Annotated in this window: 12 protein-coding genes; 7 read left to right on the top strand and 5 right to left on the bottom strand. The window is 42.0% G+C overall.

Annotated elements, in window-relative coordinates; translation table 11 throughout:
* Positions 1-3: 3 nt before the first annotated feature.
* The 3 genes from SY85_RS25305 to SY85_RS02915 are packed head-to-tail and all read right to left on the bottom strand — an operon-like array spanning position 4 to position 2687.
* Positions 4-390 (bottom strand): c-type cytochrome, encoded by a 387-nt coding sequence (locus tag SY85_RS25305; RefSeq protein ID WP_066401724.1) that lies wholly within the window; start codon positions 388-390, stop codon positions 4-6.
* 26 nt (positions 391-416) lie between these two features.
* Positions 417-1472 carry a sugar phosphate isomerase/epimerase family protein gene (locus tag SY85_RS02910; RefSeq protein WP_066401725.1) on the bottom strand — a complete coding sequence of 352 codons (1056 nt, stop codon included), beginning with the start codon at positions 1470-1472 and terminating at the stop codon, positions 417-419.
* Positions 1473-1529: 57 nt separating this feature from the next.
* Positions 1530-2687 carry a Gfo/Idh/MocA family protein gene (locus SY85_RS02915; RefSeq protein ID WP_226998980.1) on the bottom strand — a complete coding sequence of 386 codons (1158 nt, stop codon included), beginning with the start codon at positions 2685-2687 and terminating at the stop codon, positions 1530-1532.
* A 461-nt stretch (positions 2688-3148) separates the two neighbouring features.
* Here SY85_RS02915 and SY85_RS02920 point away from each other — a divergent pair, with 461 nt between their 5' ends.
* From SY85_RS02920 to SY85_RS02945, 6 genes are all read left to right on the top strand, one after another.
* Positions 3149-4450, top strand: coding sequence for an MFS transporter (locus SY85_RS02920; protein WP_066401727.1), 1302 nt, complete (start codon positions 3149-3151; stop codon positions 4448-4450).
* 11 nt (positions 4451-4461) lie between these two features.
* On the top strand, positions 4462-5337 hold the full coding sequence (locus SY85_RS02925; protein ID WP_066401728.1) for a hydroxypyruvate isomerase family protein: 876 nt from the start codon (positions 4462-4464) through the stop codon (positions 5335-5337).
* A 74-nt stretch (positions 5338-5411) separates the two neighbouring features.
* Entirely contained in the window at positions 5412-7097 is a 1686-nt protein-coding gene (locus SY85_RS02930) for a GMC oxidoreductase (protein ID WP_066401729.1), read from the top strand.
* Position 7098: 1 nt separating this feature from the next.
* Complete coding sequence (locus SY85_RS02935; RefSeq protein ID WP_066401730.1) at positions 7099-8559, top strand: Gfo/Idh/MocA family protein; 1461 nt, start codon at positions 7099-7101, stop codon at positions 8557-8559.
* Between the two features lie 17 nt (positions 8560-8576).
* On the top strand, positions 8577-9203 hold the full coding sequence (locus tag SY85_RS02940; protein ID WP_066401731.1) for a gluconate 2-dehydrogenase subunit 3 family protein: 627 nt from the start codon (positions 8577-8579) through the stop codon (positions 9201-9203).
* Positions 9204-9214: 11 nt separating this feature from the next.
* The gene (locus SY85_RS02945) at positions 9215-10090 is read left to right on the top strand and encodes a sugar phosphate isomerase/epimerase family protein (protein WP_066401732.1); all 876 of its coding nucleotides are present in this window, start codon (positions 9215-9217) and stop codon (positions 10088-10090) included.
* On the opposite strand, the gene SY85_RS02950 is transcribed toward SY85_RS02945, so the two are convergent.
* Positions 10087-10302 carry a hypothetical protein gene (locus SY85_RS02950; RefSeq protein WP_148661104.1) on the bottom strand — a complete coding sequence of 72 codons (216 nt, stop codon included), beginning with the start codon at positions 10300-10302 and terminating at the stop codon, positions 10087-10089. The two genes, SY85_RS02945 and SY85_RS02950, sit on opposite strands and share 4 nt — an antisense overlap.
* A 496-nt stretch (positions 10303-10798) precedes the next feature.
* On the opposite strand from SY85_RS02950, the gene SY85_RS02955 reads away from it, so the two are divergent.
* Positions 10799-13462 (top strand): DUF5916 domain-containing protein, encoded by a 2664-nt coding sequence (locus SY85_RS02955; protein ID WP_066401734.1) that lies wholly within the window; start codon positions 10799-10801, stop codon positions 13460-13462.
* 83 nt (positions 13463-13545) lie between these two features.
* On the opposite strand, the gene SY85_RS02960 is transcribed toward SY85_RS02955, so the two are convergent.
* Entirely contained in the window at positions 13546-14613 is a 1068-nt protein-coding gene (locus tag SY85_RS02960; protein ID WP_066401735.1) for a WD40 repeat domain-containing protein, read from the bottom strand.
* Positions 14614-14832: the final 219 nt, after the last annotated feature.

A 14832-nucleotide genomic window follows, 5' to 3' on the forward strand; every position in this document is an offset into this window, starting at 1 on the left:
GGTTTATTTTTTAAGTGACAATACATATTTGACCATAGCCTTAGCATCCTCCTCTGAAATAGCAGGATGTGGAGTCATGGGAATAGTTCCCCAATTACCCGAGCCCCCTTTGATTACTTTATGCGCCAGACTATCTACAGATCCAGGCTTGTCTTTATAACGCTCAGCAATAGCCTGATACGCAGGGCCCGTGGCATTGTCTAGAATCTTATGGCAGGTAAGGCAGTCGCTTTTCCCTACAAGAGCCAAGCCCTTTTCCACCTCCGGATCAGCAGGCGCTTCCGTTGAAGTCGACTCTGAACTGGTCGACTTATCCGTCGTTTTGTTTTCATTACTTCCACAACTGGCAATGAGACCTACAAACGAAAAAATGATCAATGTCTTTTTCATCTTTCTATTGGTTTTGCTTTACAATTTTAAATGATTCCTAAGATCTTTTTATTAAGCACTTCATCTTTACTCACCGCTGCAAAGTCATCAAATGCCTTTTCGGTTACAGGTATGATATGCTTTTTAATAAATTCGGCACCTTCTTTTGCGCCTACTTCAGGGTGTTTAATGCAGCACTCCCACTCCATCACAGCCCAACCTTTATAACCATATTGCGTTAGCTTGCTAAAGACGCCTTTAAAGTCTACTTGCCCATCACCCGGCGATCGATACCTTCCTGCCCGGTTTAGCCAGCTTTGGTAGCCTCCAAATACTCCTTGCTTGCCTGTAGGATTAAACTCCGCATCTTTTACATGAAAGGCTTTAATGCGCTCATGGTAATAATCAATATAGGTCAGGTAATCTAACTGCTGCAATACAAAATGAGAAGGATCATATAACAGGCAAGCACGCGAGTGATGATTTACTTTTTCCAGGAACATCTCATAAGTAACGCCATCAAACAGGTCTTCCCCAGGATGTATCTCATAACAAAGGTCTACCCCATGTTTATCAAATTCATCTAATATAGGTTGCCATCGGCGGGCCAGTTCTGTAAATCCTTCTTCTACTAAACCAGCTGGGCGCTGTGGCCAGGGAAAAGCCGTGTGCCATAACAGGGATCCACTAAATGTTGGACAAGCATTCAATCCTAGATTTTCTGAAGCCTTGGCTGCATATTTTAATTGTTGCACTGCCCACTCAGTGCGGGCTTTGGCATTTCCTCTTACTTCTTCAGGGGCAAAGCCATCAAATAAAACATCGTAGGCGGGGTGAACCGCCACTAACTGACCTTGTAAATGGGTGGCTAACTCGGTTACGACCAAGCCCGCTTCATTTACAATCCCCTTAAATTCATCTGCATAGGTTTTACTTTCAGCAGCCTTTTTCAAGTCAATACATCGGGGATCATTGGTGGGTATCTGTACACCTACAAATCCAAGGCTTTTCGCCCATTTGCATATAGAGGATAACTCATTAAAGGGAGGCTTGTTATCCATGAACTGAGCCAGAAAGATACCGGGTCCTTTGATCGTTTGCATAGTGAATTTATTATCGCTCAAACAAGTTACTATAATTGGAAAATAGAGGGTTTTCTATTAAAGATGAAAAGGTGTCCACTTGATTTCCGACTTTCCTGATGCTATCACACTTTCAATAAATGCCATTCCTCTTACCCCTTCTTCTACACCTGGGTAATCAAGCCATGCTGTATCCGGCTTATTGCCATCCTGGATTGCTAACAGACTCAATGCAAAGTTGCGGTAATGATTGGCGAAGGCTTCAATAAAACCTTCCGGGTGTCCAGATGGAGTTCGTGTATTATGCTTTGCTATATCACTTACATAAGGTGTGCCTGTACGTAATACCTGAATAGGTGCATCAGGCAATTTTAATACTAAAGAATTAGGATCTGTATGTTGCCATTCCAGCCCGCCTTTATCTCCATATACTTTTATGGTCAGGTTATTTTCCTCTCCGCTCAATACCTGCGAGGCTACTAATACCCCGGTGGCACCATTATTAAAACGTAACAACACCGTTCCATCATCATCTAGTCTTCTACCTTCCACAACTATATTTATATCCGCACAGACCTCACTTACACGTAAGCCGCTGATATATTCTGCCAGGTTAAAAGCATGAGTGCCTATATCACCCATAGCACCAGCTATTCCGCTTTTTGATGGATCAGTACGCCACGCAGCTTGCTTTTGTTCTGAACCTTCTAAAAAAGTAGCAAGCCAGCCTTGTGGGTAGGTAACGTATATTTTGCGGATGTTACCTATCGTTCCATTATTTACTAAATAACGTGCTTCTTTTATCATCGGGTAACCCGAGTATGTATGTGTAAGACATAAAGATCTTCCTGTCTGAGCTACGATCTTTTGTAACTCTTTGGCTTCGCTAAGATCAAAGGTCATCGGCTTATCCATCACCACATCAAAACCATTTAGCAAAGCTTGTTTTGCTGGTTCAAAATGCAGGTGATTGGGAGTTACAATGCTTACAAAGTCAATGCGCTGTTCTGCAGGTAACTCCTTTTCTTTACGTACCAATTCCTCAAATGAACCATATACCCGCTCCGGAGCTAATTGTAGCTCCTCACCCATTTGTTTTGATTTATTGGGGTCAGAACTAAAAGCGCCAGCTACCAATTCAATTAAACCATCCATTGTTGCTGCTGTTCGGTGTACGGCACCAATAAATGCGCCTGGTCCACCACCAATCATACCCATCCTAAGTTTTCGCTTCATATTCATCTATCCTTTTTACTTTTAAATGTAACGCTGTTTTGATCTGGTATTGTTACCTGCTTTTGAGCAGAAACGTATTAATAGTGGTAAGCACAAAGTTTAGAATTAATGGAATACTTACTTGCAGATAATATAAGATTGATCGTTTGCATGAGTTACGTTAAGGTTTAAGCGTAAACACCTGAGTGTATAAATCGAGCAAGAAAGTTATAGAAAGATTTTTTCATTTCTTAGTTTTCTAAACTGCAGAGTGTGGATTGTTATCCAAAAAAGATACTATATTTAAGAGCTCTTGTCGATGCTTGCTGATAGTATAATACCCGTAGACAGGAAATCGTGCAATGGAAGCTTTATAGTATAGTAAACGATCTGCTTGAGCGTTTACGTATCATTAGCAAGTATTTTAAATAATCCAATAGTTCCTGAGAAAACCAGCGTCAATCTATTTTATTGTTTGAAATATGAATCCTATTAACCGTAACCAGTTATTTGTTGCCAGTTGCATGGCCCTCTTGGTCACCTCTCTATCCTTTGGTATTAGAGCAGGCATTCTCAACACACTTGGATCAGAGTTTAATCTTACAGCCTCTCAATTGGCTAGTATTGCCGGCACGGCCTTTTGGGGTTTTCCACTGGCTGTTATTATTGGCGGCTTCTTAGTAGATATAATAGGAATGAAACGTCTATTAGTACTGGCCTTTCTATTACATCTAGCTGGTATTATACTTACAGTTTTTGCTAAGGGCTATTCAAGTCTATTTATTTCAACCTTATGCATAGGCTTAGCAAATGGTACAGTAGAAGCGGCTTGTAATCCATTGGTAACGGCATTATATCCCGAAAACAAAACCACTAAACTGAATCACTTTCACCTTTGGTTTCCCGGTGGTATAGTCATAGGCTCTTTAATTGTTTATTTGACCAATAAAGCATTCACACTCACAGGACCCATCAATTTATGGCAATTGCAAGTAGGTGTTATGCTTATACCAGCATTGATTTATGGCTATCTTTTCTCTAAGCTTCATTTTCCTGTAACAGAACGCGTTGCAGCAGGTGTTTCTACCAAAGAAATGTATGCATCGCTGTTAAATCCGCTATTTATTTTCATGATTGTTTTAATGTTCGGTACTGCTATTACAGAGTTGTTTACCGGGCAATGGATAGACGTGCTACTGAAAAACGTTACCGACAATGCCTTGCTTTTATTAACAATAGAAACAGGTATCATGGTGCTCGGTCGCGGCTTGGCAGAACCAGTTGTTCATCGCTTTTCACCACAGGGGGTGTTGCTTATTTCAGCCATCCTTTCAGCCCTTGGTTTATATATTTTAGGTCATTCAGCTGGGGGAATGCTGTTTGTTGGGGCCATCATTTTTGGTATGGGCGTTTGTTATTTCTGGCCTACTATGTTGGGTTTTGTAGCTGAAAACCTCCCTAAAACGGGTGCTGTTGGTTTAAACCTTATGGGGGGGGCCGGCATGTTTGCGGTATCCATTTATATGTCGTTCATGGGTGGCTATTATGACCGCCTCATCGCTTCAAAGCTTCCTGCAGGTGCTGAAATGAGTGCATATGCCAATGCAGCTGCGGGCACGGATATGGCCAACACCTATAGTGAAGCACGCAAAGTAGCAGGTCCTGAAATTATTAATGTCACATTAATAATCCCTATTGTCCTCATTCTGGCCTTTACTGTTTTGAATCTATACATGCGCAATCGTGTTAAAATGCATAAGAAAGAAATTCTAAAAACCGCATAAAACTTCCTCCTGTGAATAGACGAAACCTGATACGTAACCTTTCCCTTAGCGGTTTGGCTTTTACTTCATTCAATGCTTTTTGTGCACCACGTAACAGCACCTCACCGGCTAATTCAAGTGGCCGCATCAAGCATTCTGTTTGTCGCTGGACATACGGCTTCCTTTCACTTGAAGAGCTCTGTAAAACGGTTAATACCCTTAGCTTTTCGGCAATCGATCTTGTTGGCCCCAAAGACTGGCCCACACTAAAGAAATACGGTATACACTCCTCCATGTGCAATGGGGCAGAAATTAGTCTTACAGAAGGCTGGAATAATAAACAAAACCATTCTACGCTTTTAAAGAACTATCAAACGCATATCGATCTGGTTGCAGATGCCGGTTACACCAACTTGATTTGCTTTAGTGGCAACCGCAAAGGCATGGATGATGAAACAGGCTTACAGAACTGCGCAGAGGGATTAAAAAAACTTATGAGCCAGGCCGAGAAGCGCGGTGTGATCATCCACATGGAATTATTGAATAGCAAGGTGGACCATAAAGACTACATGTGCGATCATTCACCCTGGGGCGTTGAACTCTGTAAACAAATTGGCTCACCTAACTTCAAATTGCTCTACGATATCTATCATATGCAGATCAATGAAGGCGATGTTATTCGAACCATTCAGAATAATCATGATTGCATAGGGCACTATCATACGGCAGGGGTACCTGGTCGACATGAAATTGATGAAAGCCAGGAGTTATACTATCCTGCTATCATGAAAGCAATTGCAGACACAGGTTTTAAAGGTTATGTAGCGCAGGAGTTCAGTCCTACTGGAGCAGATGCTACTGCTAAAATCGCCGCACTTAAAAAGGCCATCCAAATTTGTAGTGTCTAGAAGATTTACCTTTTACTGAGGTTATTTAGAATTAGTTTAAATATACAGAACTCATAAAATAAAAACGTACACGTATGCCTGAAAACACTTTCGACGCCATTGTAGTAGGATCCGGAATTAGTGGAGGTTGGGCTGCTAAAGAACTGACTGAGAAAGGACTAAAAGTTTTACTCTTGGAAAGAGGAAAAAATATTGAACATGTAAAGGATTATGTAAACACCAATAAAAATCCTTGGGAGTATCCACACCGCGGTGGTCGTACGCAGCAGATGATTAAGGATTATCCTGTTTTGAAACGCGATTATCCACTGAACGAAGTGAATCTCGACTGGTGGGCTTCCGATAAGGATTGCCCCTATACAGAGGTCAAACGTTTTGATTGGTTTAGAGGTTACCAGGTAGGTGGACGCTCTTTACTTTGGGGGCGCCAAAGTTACCGTTGGAGCGATATCGATTTTGAAGCCAATGCCAAAGATGGAATTGCTACAGACTGGCCCATTCGTTATAAAGACATTGACCCTTGGTACACCTACGCAGAAGGTTTCGCCGGTATTAGTGGTTCTATGGAAGGGTTGCCCCAATTGCCAGACGGGAATTTCTTACCTGCCATGGAGATGAATTGCGTGGAGAAGGATGTTGCTGCTCGTATTAAGCAACAGTATAGTGGTAAAAGATCAATGATCATTGGCCGTACAGCTAATATTACGCAACCGCGTCCTGAGCAAAATCGTACCAATTGCCAATACAGAAATAAATGCTGGAATGGTTGTCCATTCGGCGGATACTTTAGTACACAATCGGCTACACTGCCCGCCGCATTGAAAACGGGCAACCTTACGCTTCGCCCTTTTTCTATTGTTACAGAAGTGCTCTATGACAAAAACACGAAGAAAGCAAAAGGAGTTCGTGTATTAGATGCCGAGACCAATAAGACCTACGATTACTTTTCTAAGATCGTTTTTTTAAATGCTTCTACATTAAATACCACTTGGATCTTAATGAACTCAGCTACAGATATCTGGCCGGGAGGTTTAGGAAGCTCTAGTGGTTCATTGGGCCATAACCTTATGGATCACCACCTGGGAGTTGGCGCCGGCGGCTGGGTTGAAGGTTATGAAGACAAATATTATTACGGTAAACGACCGAATGGAATTTATATCCCCCGCTATCAAAACCTGTTTGGAGATAAACGCGACTATCTACGCGGTTTTGGTTATCAGGGTGGTGCAAACCGTGAAGGTTGGGGACGCGAAGTTGCAGAATTCAGCATTGGTGCCGAATTCAAAGAAGCAATAACTGAACCTGGTCGCTGGACATTTGGTATTGGTGGCTTTGGAGAGATTCTGCCTTATCATGATAATAAAGTTTCCCTAGATAAAACAAAGAAGGACAAATGGGGTTTACCCGTCTTGGCTATCGACTGCGAGTTAAAAGAGAATGAACTCAAAATGCGTAAGGATATGATAGCAGACGCCGTTGAAATGCTAACCAAAGCAGGTGTAAAAGGGGTTTATGAACGTAATGGCGACGGCACCATGGGACGCGGTATCCATGAGATGGGAACTGCACGCATGGGGCGCGATCCTAAATCTTCTGTTCTAAACGAGTGGAACCAGGTATGGGATGCCAAGAATGTTTTTGTAACTGATGGTGCATGCATGACTTCAGCTGCTTGTGTGAACCCTTCTTTGACCTATATGGCATTAACAGCGCGTGCTTGTGATTTCGCAGTAAAAGAACTAAAAAAACAAAACCTTTAATATGGAGGAAAAAGCCCTTACAGCAGACCATAATGCATCAAGGCGTAGTTTTATACGCAACACAGCTATAACCGCTGCCGGTTTCTTTATCGTGCCCCGCCATGTACTCGGTAAAGGTTTTATTGCACCAAGTGATAGATTGTTGATTGCTGGTATTGGTGTTGGTGGCAAAGGAGAAAGCGACATCATGAGCTTTTCTAAAAGTGGCAAGGCCGATATTGCCTTCCTCTGCGATGTAGATGACCGCCGGGCTGCAAATTCTGTTAAGGCATTTCCTAAAGCCAAGTATTACCAGGATTGGCGTGAGCTATTGGATAAGGAAGCTAAAAATTTCGATGCCGTCTCTGTCTCCACACCAGATCATAACCACGCAGCTCCTACCCTTGCCGCTATGCAATTGGGTAAGCATGTTTATGTACAAAAGCCATTAACACACGATATATACGAGGCCCGCATACTAACGGAAGCTGCTAAACGCTATAAAGTGGTTACCCAAATGGGAAATCAAGGTGCCTCTGGCGATGGCGTACGCCAATTAATGGAATGGTACGATGCGGGAGTTATTGGTAATGTACACACGGTTTATTGTTGGACAAACCGCCCTGTGTGGCCACAAGGCATTCCCTGGCCTTCAGCAAAAGCACCAGTGCCTCAGGGTCTGAACTGGGACTTATGGCTTGGAACAGCCCCTTATAAGGATTACGTAGAAAAACTGGTTCCTTTTAATTGGCGTGGCTGGTGGGATTATGGCACAGGAGCTTTGGGCGATATGGGCTGTCATATAGTAGAACCTGCCTTTAGAGTGTTAGGCCTTCAATATATCAATGATGTACAAGCCAGTGTCGGTGCCGTATATGTTGATGAGTTTAAGCGTGGCGAATTTCCAGAAAGCTTCCCTCCTTCCAGTCACATTACTATGAATTTTCCAAAAACACCCAAAACAAAGGATCGTGTTACACTGCACTGGATGGACGGTGGTATACAGCCTGAACGCCCCGAAGAATTGGGCGCGAATGAATTGTTTGGAGATGGTGGTAATGGTACCTTGTTTATTGGAACAAAAGGTAAAATGATGTGCAGTACTTATGGGGCAAATCCACAATTATTACCTACCAGCAAAACAGCTCAGGTAAAAGTGAAACAACGCTATGAGCGCGTACCCGGAGGCGCTGAAGGACATTATGCGCAATGGGTGGAAGCTTGTCTGGCGGGTTATGGTAATAAGCAAGTAAGTGCTCCTTTTGAAACTGGGGGGCCTTTAACCGAAGCTTTACTAATGGCCAATCTGGCTATAAGGGCTTATGATGTAAAACGTCCAAAAACAGATGGTAAAGGTTTTAATTATCCTGGTCGTAATATCAAGCTGCTTTGGGATAAAGACGCTATGAAAGTGACGAATCTCGACGACGTTAACCAATATATTAAAAGAGAATATCGTCAAGGCTACAGTCTGACTTTATAAATTTTAAACAACACACTATGGAACGCAGAGAAGCGGTAAAATATATAAGCATACTTCTGGGTGGCGCCCTTATAGGTGGGGATTCCTTTCTATTAGGTTGCAAATCAAATACAGGAAAGGAAATGGAGTTCTCTCCAGATCAGATTGCTTACCTCGATGAAATTGCTGACACAATAATTCCAACAACCAGTTCCCCCGGCGCCAAGGCCGCTAAAGTTGGTCAGTTCATGACAATAATGGTGAATGATTGTTATGAAGCCGGAGATCAAAAAGTGTTTAAAGAGGGCATGCAAATGCTGAATAAAGCAAGTAAGGAAAAGTATAGCAAGGAATTTATACAACTCTCACCTGCCGAAAGAAAAGAGTTTTTGATCACCTTAGATAAAGAAGCCAAAGCCTACCAGGAAAAAGTAAAAGCCTTTAATGATAAAGAAAACGCGAAAGAGGTCGAGGCACGCAATTCAGGTAAGAAGTACGAGCGACAAAAAATGTCACCTCATTATTTTACTATGATGAAGCAGCTCACGTTATTAGGCTATTTCACATCAGAAATTGGCTGTACACAAGCCCTCCGTTACAATCCGGTTCCTGGTAAATTCGAAGGTTGCGTGGATTATAAAAAAGGCGATAAAGCTTGGGCATAAAAAATTGACCTATGACGTACAATAGAAGATCGTTTATTAAAACAATGGGAATCACAGGCGCAGGCGTTGCACTAAGCAGCTTATTGCCTGCCTGCGGAGCTGTTTCAAAGACGAATGCTAAATACAAAGATTTTGGCCTTGGCCTATACACATTGCGTGATCAATTGCATGCCGATCCTAAGGGCACATTAACACAGGTGGCCTCTTATGGGTATAAACTGATAGAAAGTTTTGAAGGGGATAAAGGGATTTTTTGGGGAATGAAGAATACAGAGTTCAAAAGTCTAATGGACGGTTTAGGGATGAAGATCGTTTCCAGTCATTGTGATATCAATAAAGACTTTGAACGTAAAGCAGCGGAAGCTGCAGAGATCGGCATGTCCTATTTGGTCTGTCCATGGTTGGGACCACAAAAAAATCTGGATGATTTCAAGCGGTATGCCGATGCGTTTAATCAGCGTGGTGAGGTGTGTCGGAAAAATGGAATTCGCTTTGCTTATCACAATCACGATTACAGCTTTATGCCACTGGAGGGTCAGTTGCCACAGGATGTATTAATGCAACAGACAGATAAAAGTCTGGTAGACTATGAAATGGACATTTATTGGGTGGTTGTTGCTGGGCAAGATCCTGTTTCCTGGTTGTCTAAATATCCGGGACGTTTCCGCCTTGCCCATGTAAAAGATCGTAAAAAAGAGGCTACAGCTAACGAAAAGAATGCTTTTGTAATGTTGGGAACAGGAAGCATCGACTTCGAAAAACTCTTTAGTAATGCAGCTGCTAATGATATTAAATACCGCTTTGTGGAGCAAGATACAGTTGTAAATGCAACACCCATGGAAGCGGTAAAGGCAAATGCCGAATACATGAAAAAGCTTACAGTTTAACGCCTGTTTTTTAAACTATCAGCTAAAGACAGACTATCCACAGTCTGTCTGTTTTCTAATGAAATACTGTTAGTAGTATCGGGTATATTACCATTTACATTTTCAACATTGGTAAGATTTGGCGACGACTCCGTTGTTGTCGTTGTAGTATTTTTATTCTTGCAGCTAAGCAAGATCCCTGTCATTAATACGCCAATCAGATACTTGGTCATAATTACTTCTTTTGAAGGAGTATTGAATGCAATTTTATTACCAAATGCTCTCACTCTCCAATAAATGCTTCTTTGCTAAAAGTCAAACAGCAGAGTGGTACAGCGCCTGCCGTTTCTTCGCATAGCAGCTGTTTATATCATCTTTGTTCCTTGCAATCAACGCTTAGAAGTGTACGCGTAAAACGACCCACCTATCCTAAACAATACCCAAAGCAGCGGAGTGCTGCTGTGCGTGGGTGGCCCGGCAGCCGGAGGCGCATTGGCGGTCCCGCAGGTGCGGGATTGATTTTTTTGCTCACCCCCTGAGCGTAGTCGAAGGGTTTCATCAAGGAAAAAAGTTGAAAAGATAGAGGTAAGAAGGACCAGCAAGAACTAAAAGCCTCTTGGTGTTATAAAGATTGCTGAGCTTGAACGAATTTTTCACCGCATATTTTGATAATAAACCATTGTTACATTTTTAGGATATAGCAACTTGCACATTTCTTATAATTGACAAATGAATAGGATTTGTTTACTGTTGATGATGTCGCTATTGCTTACTGTATCTACTTTTGCACAGACCAAGGATTCAGTAATAAGCAGGAAAAAATATTTTACCAAATCGCTAACCGGATCAATTACACTCGATGGTATACCCTCTGAAGAAGCATGGAATGCGGTAGAATGGGGTGGCGATTTTATTCAAAACCAACCGCATGAAGGCGATGCGCCCTCCCAGCAAACCAACTTCAAAATCCTCTACGACGATAAATTTCTCTATATAGCCTATCGCTGTTTTGATCAGGCCCCCGATTCAATCATTAGGCGCTTAAGCCGCCGTGATGAATTTCCTGGCGATTGGGTGGAGATTAATATAGACAGCTACCATGACCTGCGTACTGCATTCTCATTTACCCTTTCTGTTTCAGGTGTTCGTGGCGATGAATTTGTTTCAAACGATGGTAATAACTGGGATGCCAATTGGAATCCTATCTGGTATGCAAAAACACACATAGATGATAAGGGTTGGACCGGTGAATTAAAAATACCGCTCAGCCAATTGCGTTATGGAAATGAACCTGAAAAGGTTTGGGGCTTTCAAATAACCAGGCGGTTGTTCCGAAAAGAAGAACGTTCCATCTGGCAGCCTATCCCTCAAAGCTCGGGGCAATGGGTAAGCCGCTTTGGAGAACTGCATGGCTTAAAAAATATTCCCTTTCACCGGCAGGTAGAAATTGCTCCTTATGTAACTGCTCAGCTTGATAAATATAAAAGTGTACCGGGTAATCCTTTTGCAGATGGTACAGATACTCGCCTGTCAGCTGGGGTTGATGGCAAAGTAGCAGTTACAAACAATCTGATCATGGACTTTACCATTAACCCCGACTTTGGACAGGTAGAAGCCGATCCATCTCAAGTGCGCATAGATGGCTTCCAAAACTTCTTTGAAGAACGTAGGCCATTTTTCATCGAAAGCAGGAACATATTTGATTACCAATTGACTGGGTCTGAAGCAGGGGGTGATTATGATGCCGACTTATTATTCTACTCCCGTCGTATTGGAAGTTCCCCTCATGGCTATCCAAATGTAGCAAATGGCGAATATGTGGACATGCCGCAGTATACATCTATCCTGGGTGCTGCTAAGTTCAGTGGTAAAACAAAAAAAGGCCTCAGTATTGGCATATTGGAAAGTGTTACCCAACGAGAGTTCGCTACTATAGACGATTCTGGTGAAAAGAGGAAAGAATTGGTAGAGCCACTTACTAATTATTTTGTAGGTCGGCTACAGAAAGATTATAATGGCGGTAATACCATTGTCGGTGGTATTATTACCAATGTTAAGCGGGAGAATGGGCTAGAACAGTATTTACATAATAGTGCTACTTCAGGTGGCGTCGATTTCCTGCATTACTGGAAAAACCGCACCTGGTATATCCGTGGAAACATGGTGTTTAGCAATGTGCAAGGAACTAAAGAAGCAATATTACAAACACAAACAGCATTTGAGCACCTCTTCCAACGCGAAGGTGCAAGCGAAGTAACTCTGGATAGCAGTAAAACCTCTTTAACCGGTGTTGGTGGTACTATTCGCTTTGGAAAAAGTGGTGGCAAGTCTGGTAAGATAGGTCAGGTATTTCGTTTTGAAACAGGCATTACCTTCCGTTCTCCCAGCTTGGAGCTAAATGACATTGGCTTTATGCTAACCACCAATGAGATTAATCATTTTACCTGGGCGGGTGTCCAGTTCCAAAGGGCCTTCTCCATATTCCGCAATGCACGGATAAACTATAACCATTGGTCTCGCTGGGACTACGGTGGAAAGTTTCTCTACCAGGCATTTAACATGAACACTCACGCTACTTTTAAAAACAACTGGCAAACGGGAACTGGCGTAACCTGGAACCCTTACGATGTTTCCAATAATGCACTGCGGGGAACTGTTGCTATGCGCAGGCCTGCAGGTATTGGTCACAGTTTGTACGTTGTAAGCGACACACGTAAAAAAGTATATGTAAGTCCGGATATTTTTAACTTCTGGGGTTTTAATAAAGAGCTTAAAATAACCGAGCTAAACCTTTCCCTTACATTTCAGCCTATCAATGCATTACGCGTTAGCTTAGCAGGTAGTTACGCTTATAACTATCGAAAACAAGATCAGTTCGTAAGTAATGTAAATTTTAATAATGGTATCCGCTCCATTGTAGGTGAGGTAAAACAAAAAACAATTCGTTTTACGGGTCGGCTTACCTATAACATTACCCCCGATTTAACGCTACAGTATTACGGGCAGCCATTTATAACCAGGCCCATCTATAGTAACTTCGCCTACGTATCAGACCCATTAGCTAAAAAGTACAACGATCGGTTTCACCAGTATAAATCCAATCAGATTAGCTTTAATAATGAACAGTATTCGGTAGATGAAAATGGAGATGGTACCCCTGATTACAGTTTTAGTAAGCCAGATTTTAATTTTGTACAGATGCGCTCCAACTTAATCATACGTTGGGAGTACAAAGCAGGTTCAGAGCTTTACTTAGTTTGGGCACAGGGCACAACACCAGATGTGGCTTCTGATCTGACATCCCCTCTAACACAGAGTTTATTTAATAATGCATTTAATAACAGTGCTCGAAACAGTTTTTTAATAAAATGGACCTACCGCTTCTTAAAATAAACGAATAGCATTTCAACCGGTAGTTGCTAAATGTAACTGCCGGTTGAAATTATCTTCTTAGTAAAAATTGCGTTTATCTTTTTCTATTGATTTACCTTCCAGAGGCAAACTGTATTATCCGCACTGCCACTTGCTATCCAGTGCCCATCAGCACTATAGTCAACACCATTTACATCGTTGGCATGTTGCATGAAAGTTTGTAATAAGTGTCCGGTTTTTATATCCCAGAGGCGCATCGATATACCTTTATTACGGTGAGAATCGCCAAAGAGGTGCTGAAAGAACTCGCCTATGGTTGTTTTATCACTTCCCCCTCCTACTAATCTTTTGTCATCCGGACTAAATGCAACGGTGTGTTGATGTTCATCGCCAGTAGAAAGAGTTTGGAGCAATCGGCCGTCTTGTACATTCCAGACTTTAAGAGTAGCATCGTCAGCGGCACTGGCTAAAAGCTGGCCACTATTACTAAAGGCAATGGAAACAACAGCTTCTGAATGACCTGACAAAGTGCGTAATAGGTTACCATCAGGTATACTCCACAGCTTAATATCGCTATCAAAGCTACTACTGGCTAGTGTTTTACCGTCCGGACTAAATTGAACACTCCATATATTACGGTCATGTGCTTTTATTGTTTTTAATAAGGCCCCTGATTCTGGGCTCCATAACCGGATGCATTTATCTTCTCCCCCGCTGGCAATAAGTTTTTGGTCGGGACTAATGCTCACTGTCCACACTGTGCCTTTATGCCCGGTAAACTCTTTTATTAATTTCCCATCAGCTATTTTCCATAGTCGTACTTTTTCGTCATAGGCAGAGGTGACCAAATAGTTGCCATCACGACTAAACTCAAGATTGGTTACACCAATCGGATGCTTTAAGATCACTCGAATCCTACCTGTTTCTCTTTCACGAATGATCACTGTGCTATCAATACTGCAGCTGGCTAAAAGTTTATCATCTGGACTAAATTCCACTTTCCATATACTTTCTGTATGTTCTTCAAATTTTCGATTTAAGCTGGCAACACTTCCGGTTATTTGTTTTACTGGAGATGAAGAGGATAAGAAAATAAGGATGCTTGCTATAGTAATAAATGCCAATGATAGGATTACTTGAATCTTTCGACGTTTAGTTTTTTGAGGAATCATATGAACTCGTTTAAGTAAATGTGTAATTAGAATAATAGCCAACCATCAAAGGTTAGGGCAAATACATAGTTGTCAGGATAGCAACGCTTTCCTGTAGTATAGGTTAAGTAAGCTTTGTTTTGCTATTTATAGCACAAAGGATTTTATAAAGCACTGCGCAGTATTTCCTACAGGGCAATAAGAATTTTAAACGCCCTAAAGTGTTTATAAACAAGCTTG

Source organism: Flavisolibacter tropicus (assembly GCF_001644645.1).
Lineage (GTDB): Bacteria > Bacteroidota > Bacteroidia > Chitinophagales > Chitinophagaceae > Flavisolibacter > Flavisolibacter tropicus.

Bases quoted from the DNA above. Each gene is read 5' to 3' on its own strand.
- SY85_RS25305 (WP_066401724.1), bottom strand. From the start codon at position 390: ATGAAAAAGACATTGATCATTTTTTCGTTTGTAGGTCTCATTGCCAGT.
- SY85_RS02945 (WP_066401732.1), top strand. From the start codon at position 9,215: ATGACGTACAATAGAAGATCGTTTATTAAAACAATGGGAATCACAGGC.
- SY85_RS02910 (WP_066401725.1), bottom strand. From the start codon at position 1,472: ATGCAAACGATCAAAGGACCCGGTATCTTTCTGGCTCAGTTCATGGAT.
- SY85_RS02955 (WP_066401734.1), top strand. From the start codon at position 10,799: ATGAATAGGATTTGTTTACTGTTGATGATGTCGCTATTGCTTACTGTA.
- SY85_RS02950 (WP_148661104.1), bottom strand. From the start codon at position 10,302: ATGACCAAGTATCTGATTGGCGTATTAATGACAGGGATCTTGCTTAGC.
- SY85_RS02915 (WP_226998980.1), bottom strand. From the start codon at position 2,687: ATGAAGCGAAAACTTAGGATGGGTATGATTGGTGGTGGACCAGGCGCA.
- SY85_RS02940 (WP_066401731.1), top strand. From the start codon at position 8,577: ATGGAACGCAGAGAAGCGGTAAAATATATAAGCATACTTCTGGGTGGC.
- SY85_RS02935 (WP_066401730.1), top strand. From the start codon at position 7,099: ATGGAGGAAAAAGCCCTTACAGCAGACCATAATGCATCAAGGCGTAGT.
- SY85_RS02960 (WP_066401735.1), bottom strand. From the start codon at position 14,613: ATGATTCCTCAAAAAACTAAACGTCGAAAGATTCAAGTAATCCTATCA.
- SY85_RS02920 (WP_066401727.1), top strand. From the start codon at position 3,149: ATGAATCCTATTAACCGTAACCAGTTATTTGTTGCCAGTTGCATGGCC.
- SY85_RS02930 (WP_066401729.1), top strand. From the start codon at position 5,412: ATGCCTGAAAACACTTTCGACGCCATTGTAGTAGGATCCGGAATTAGT.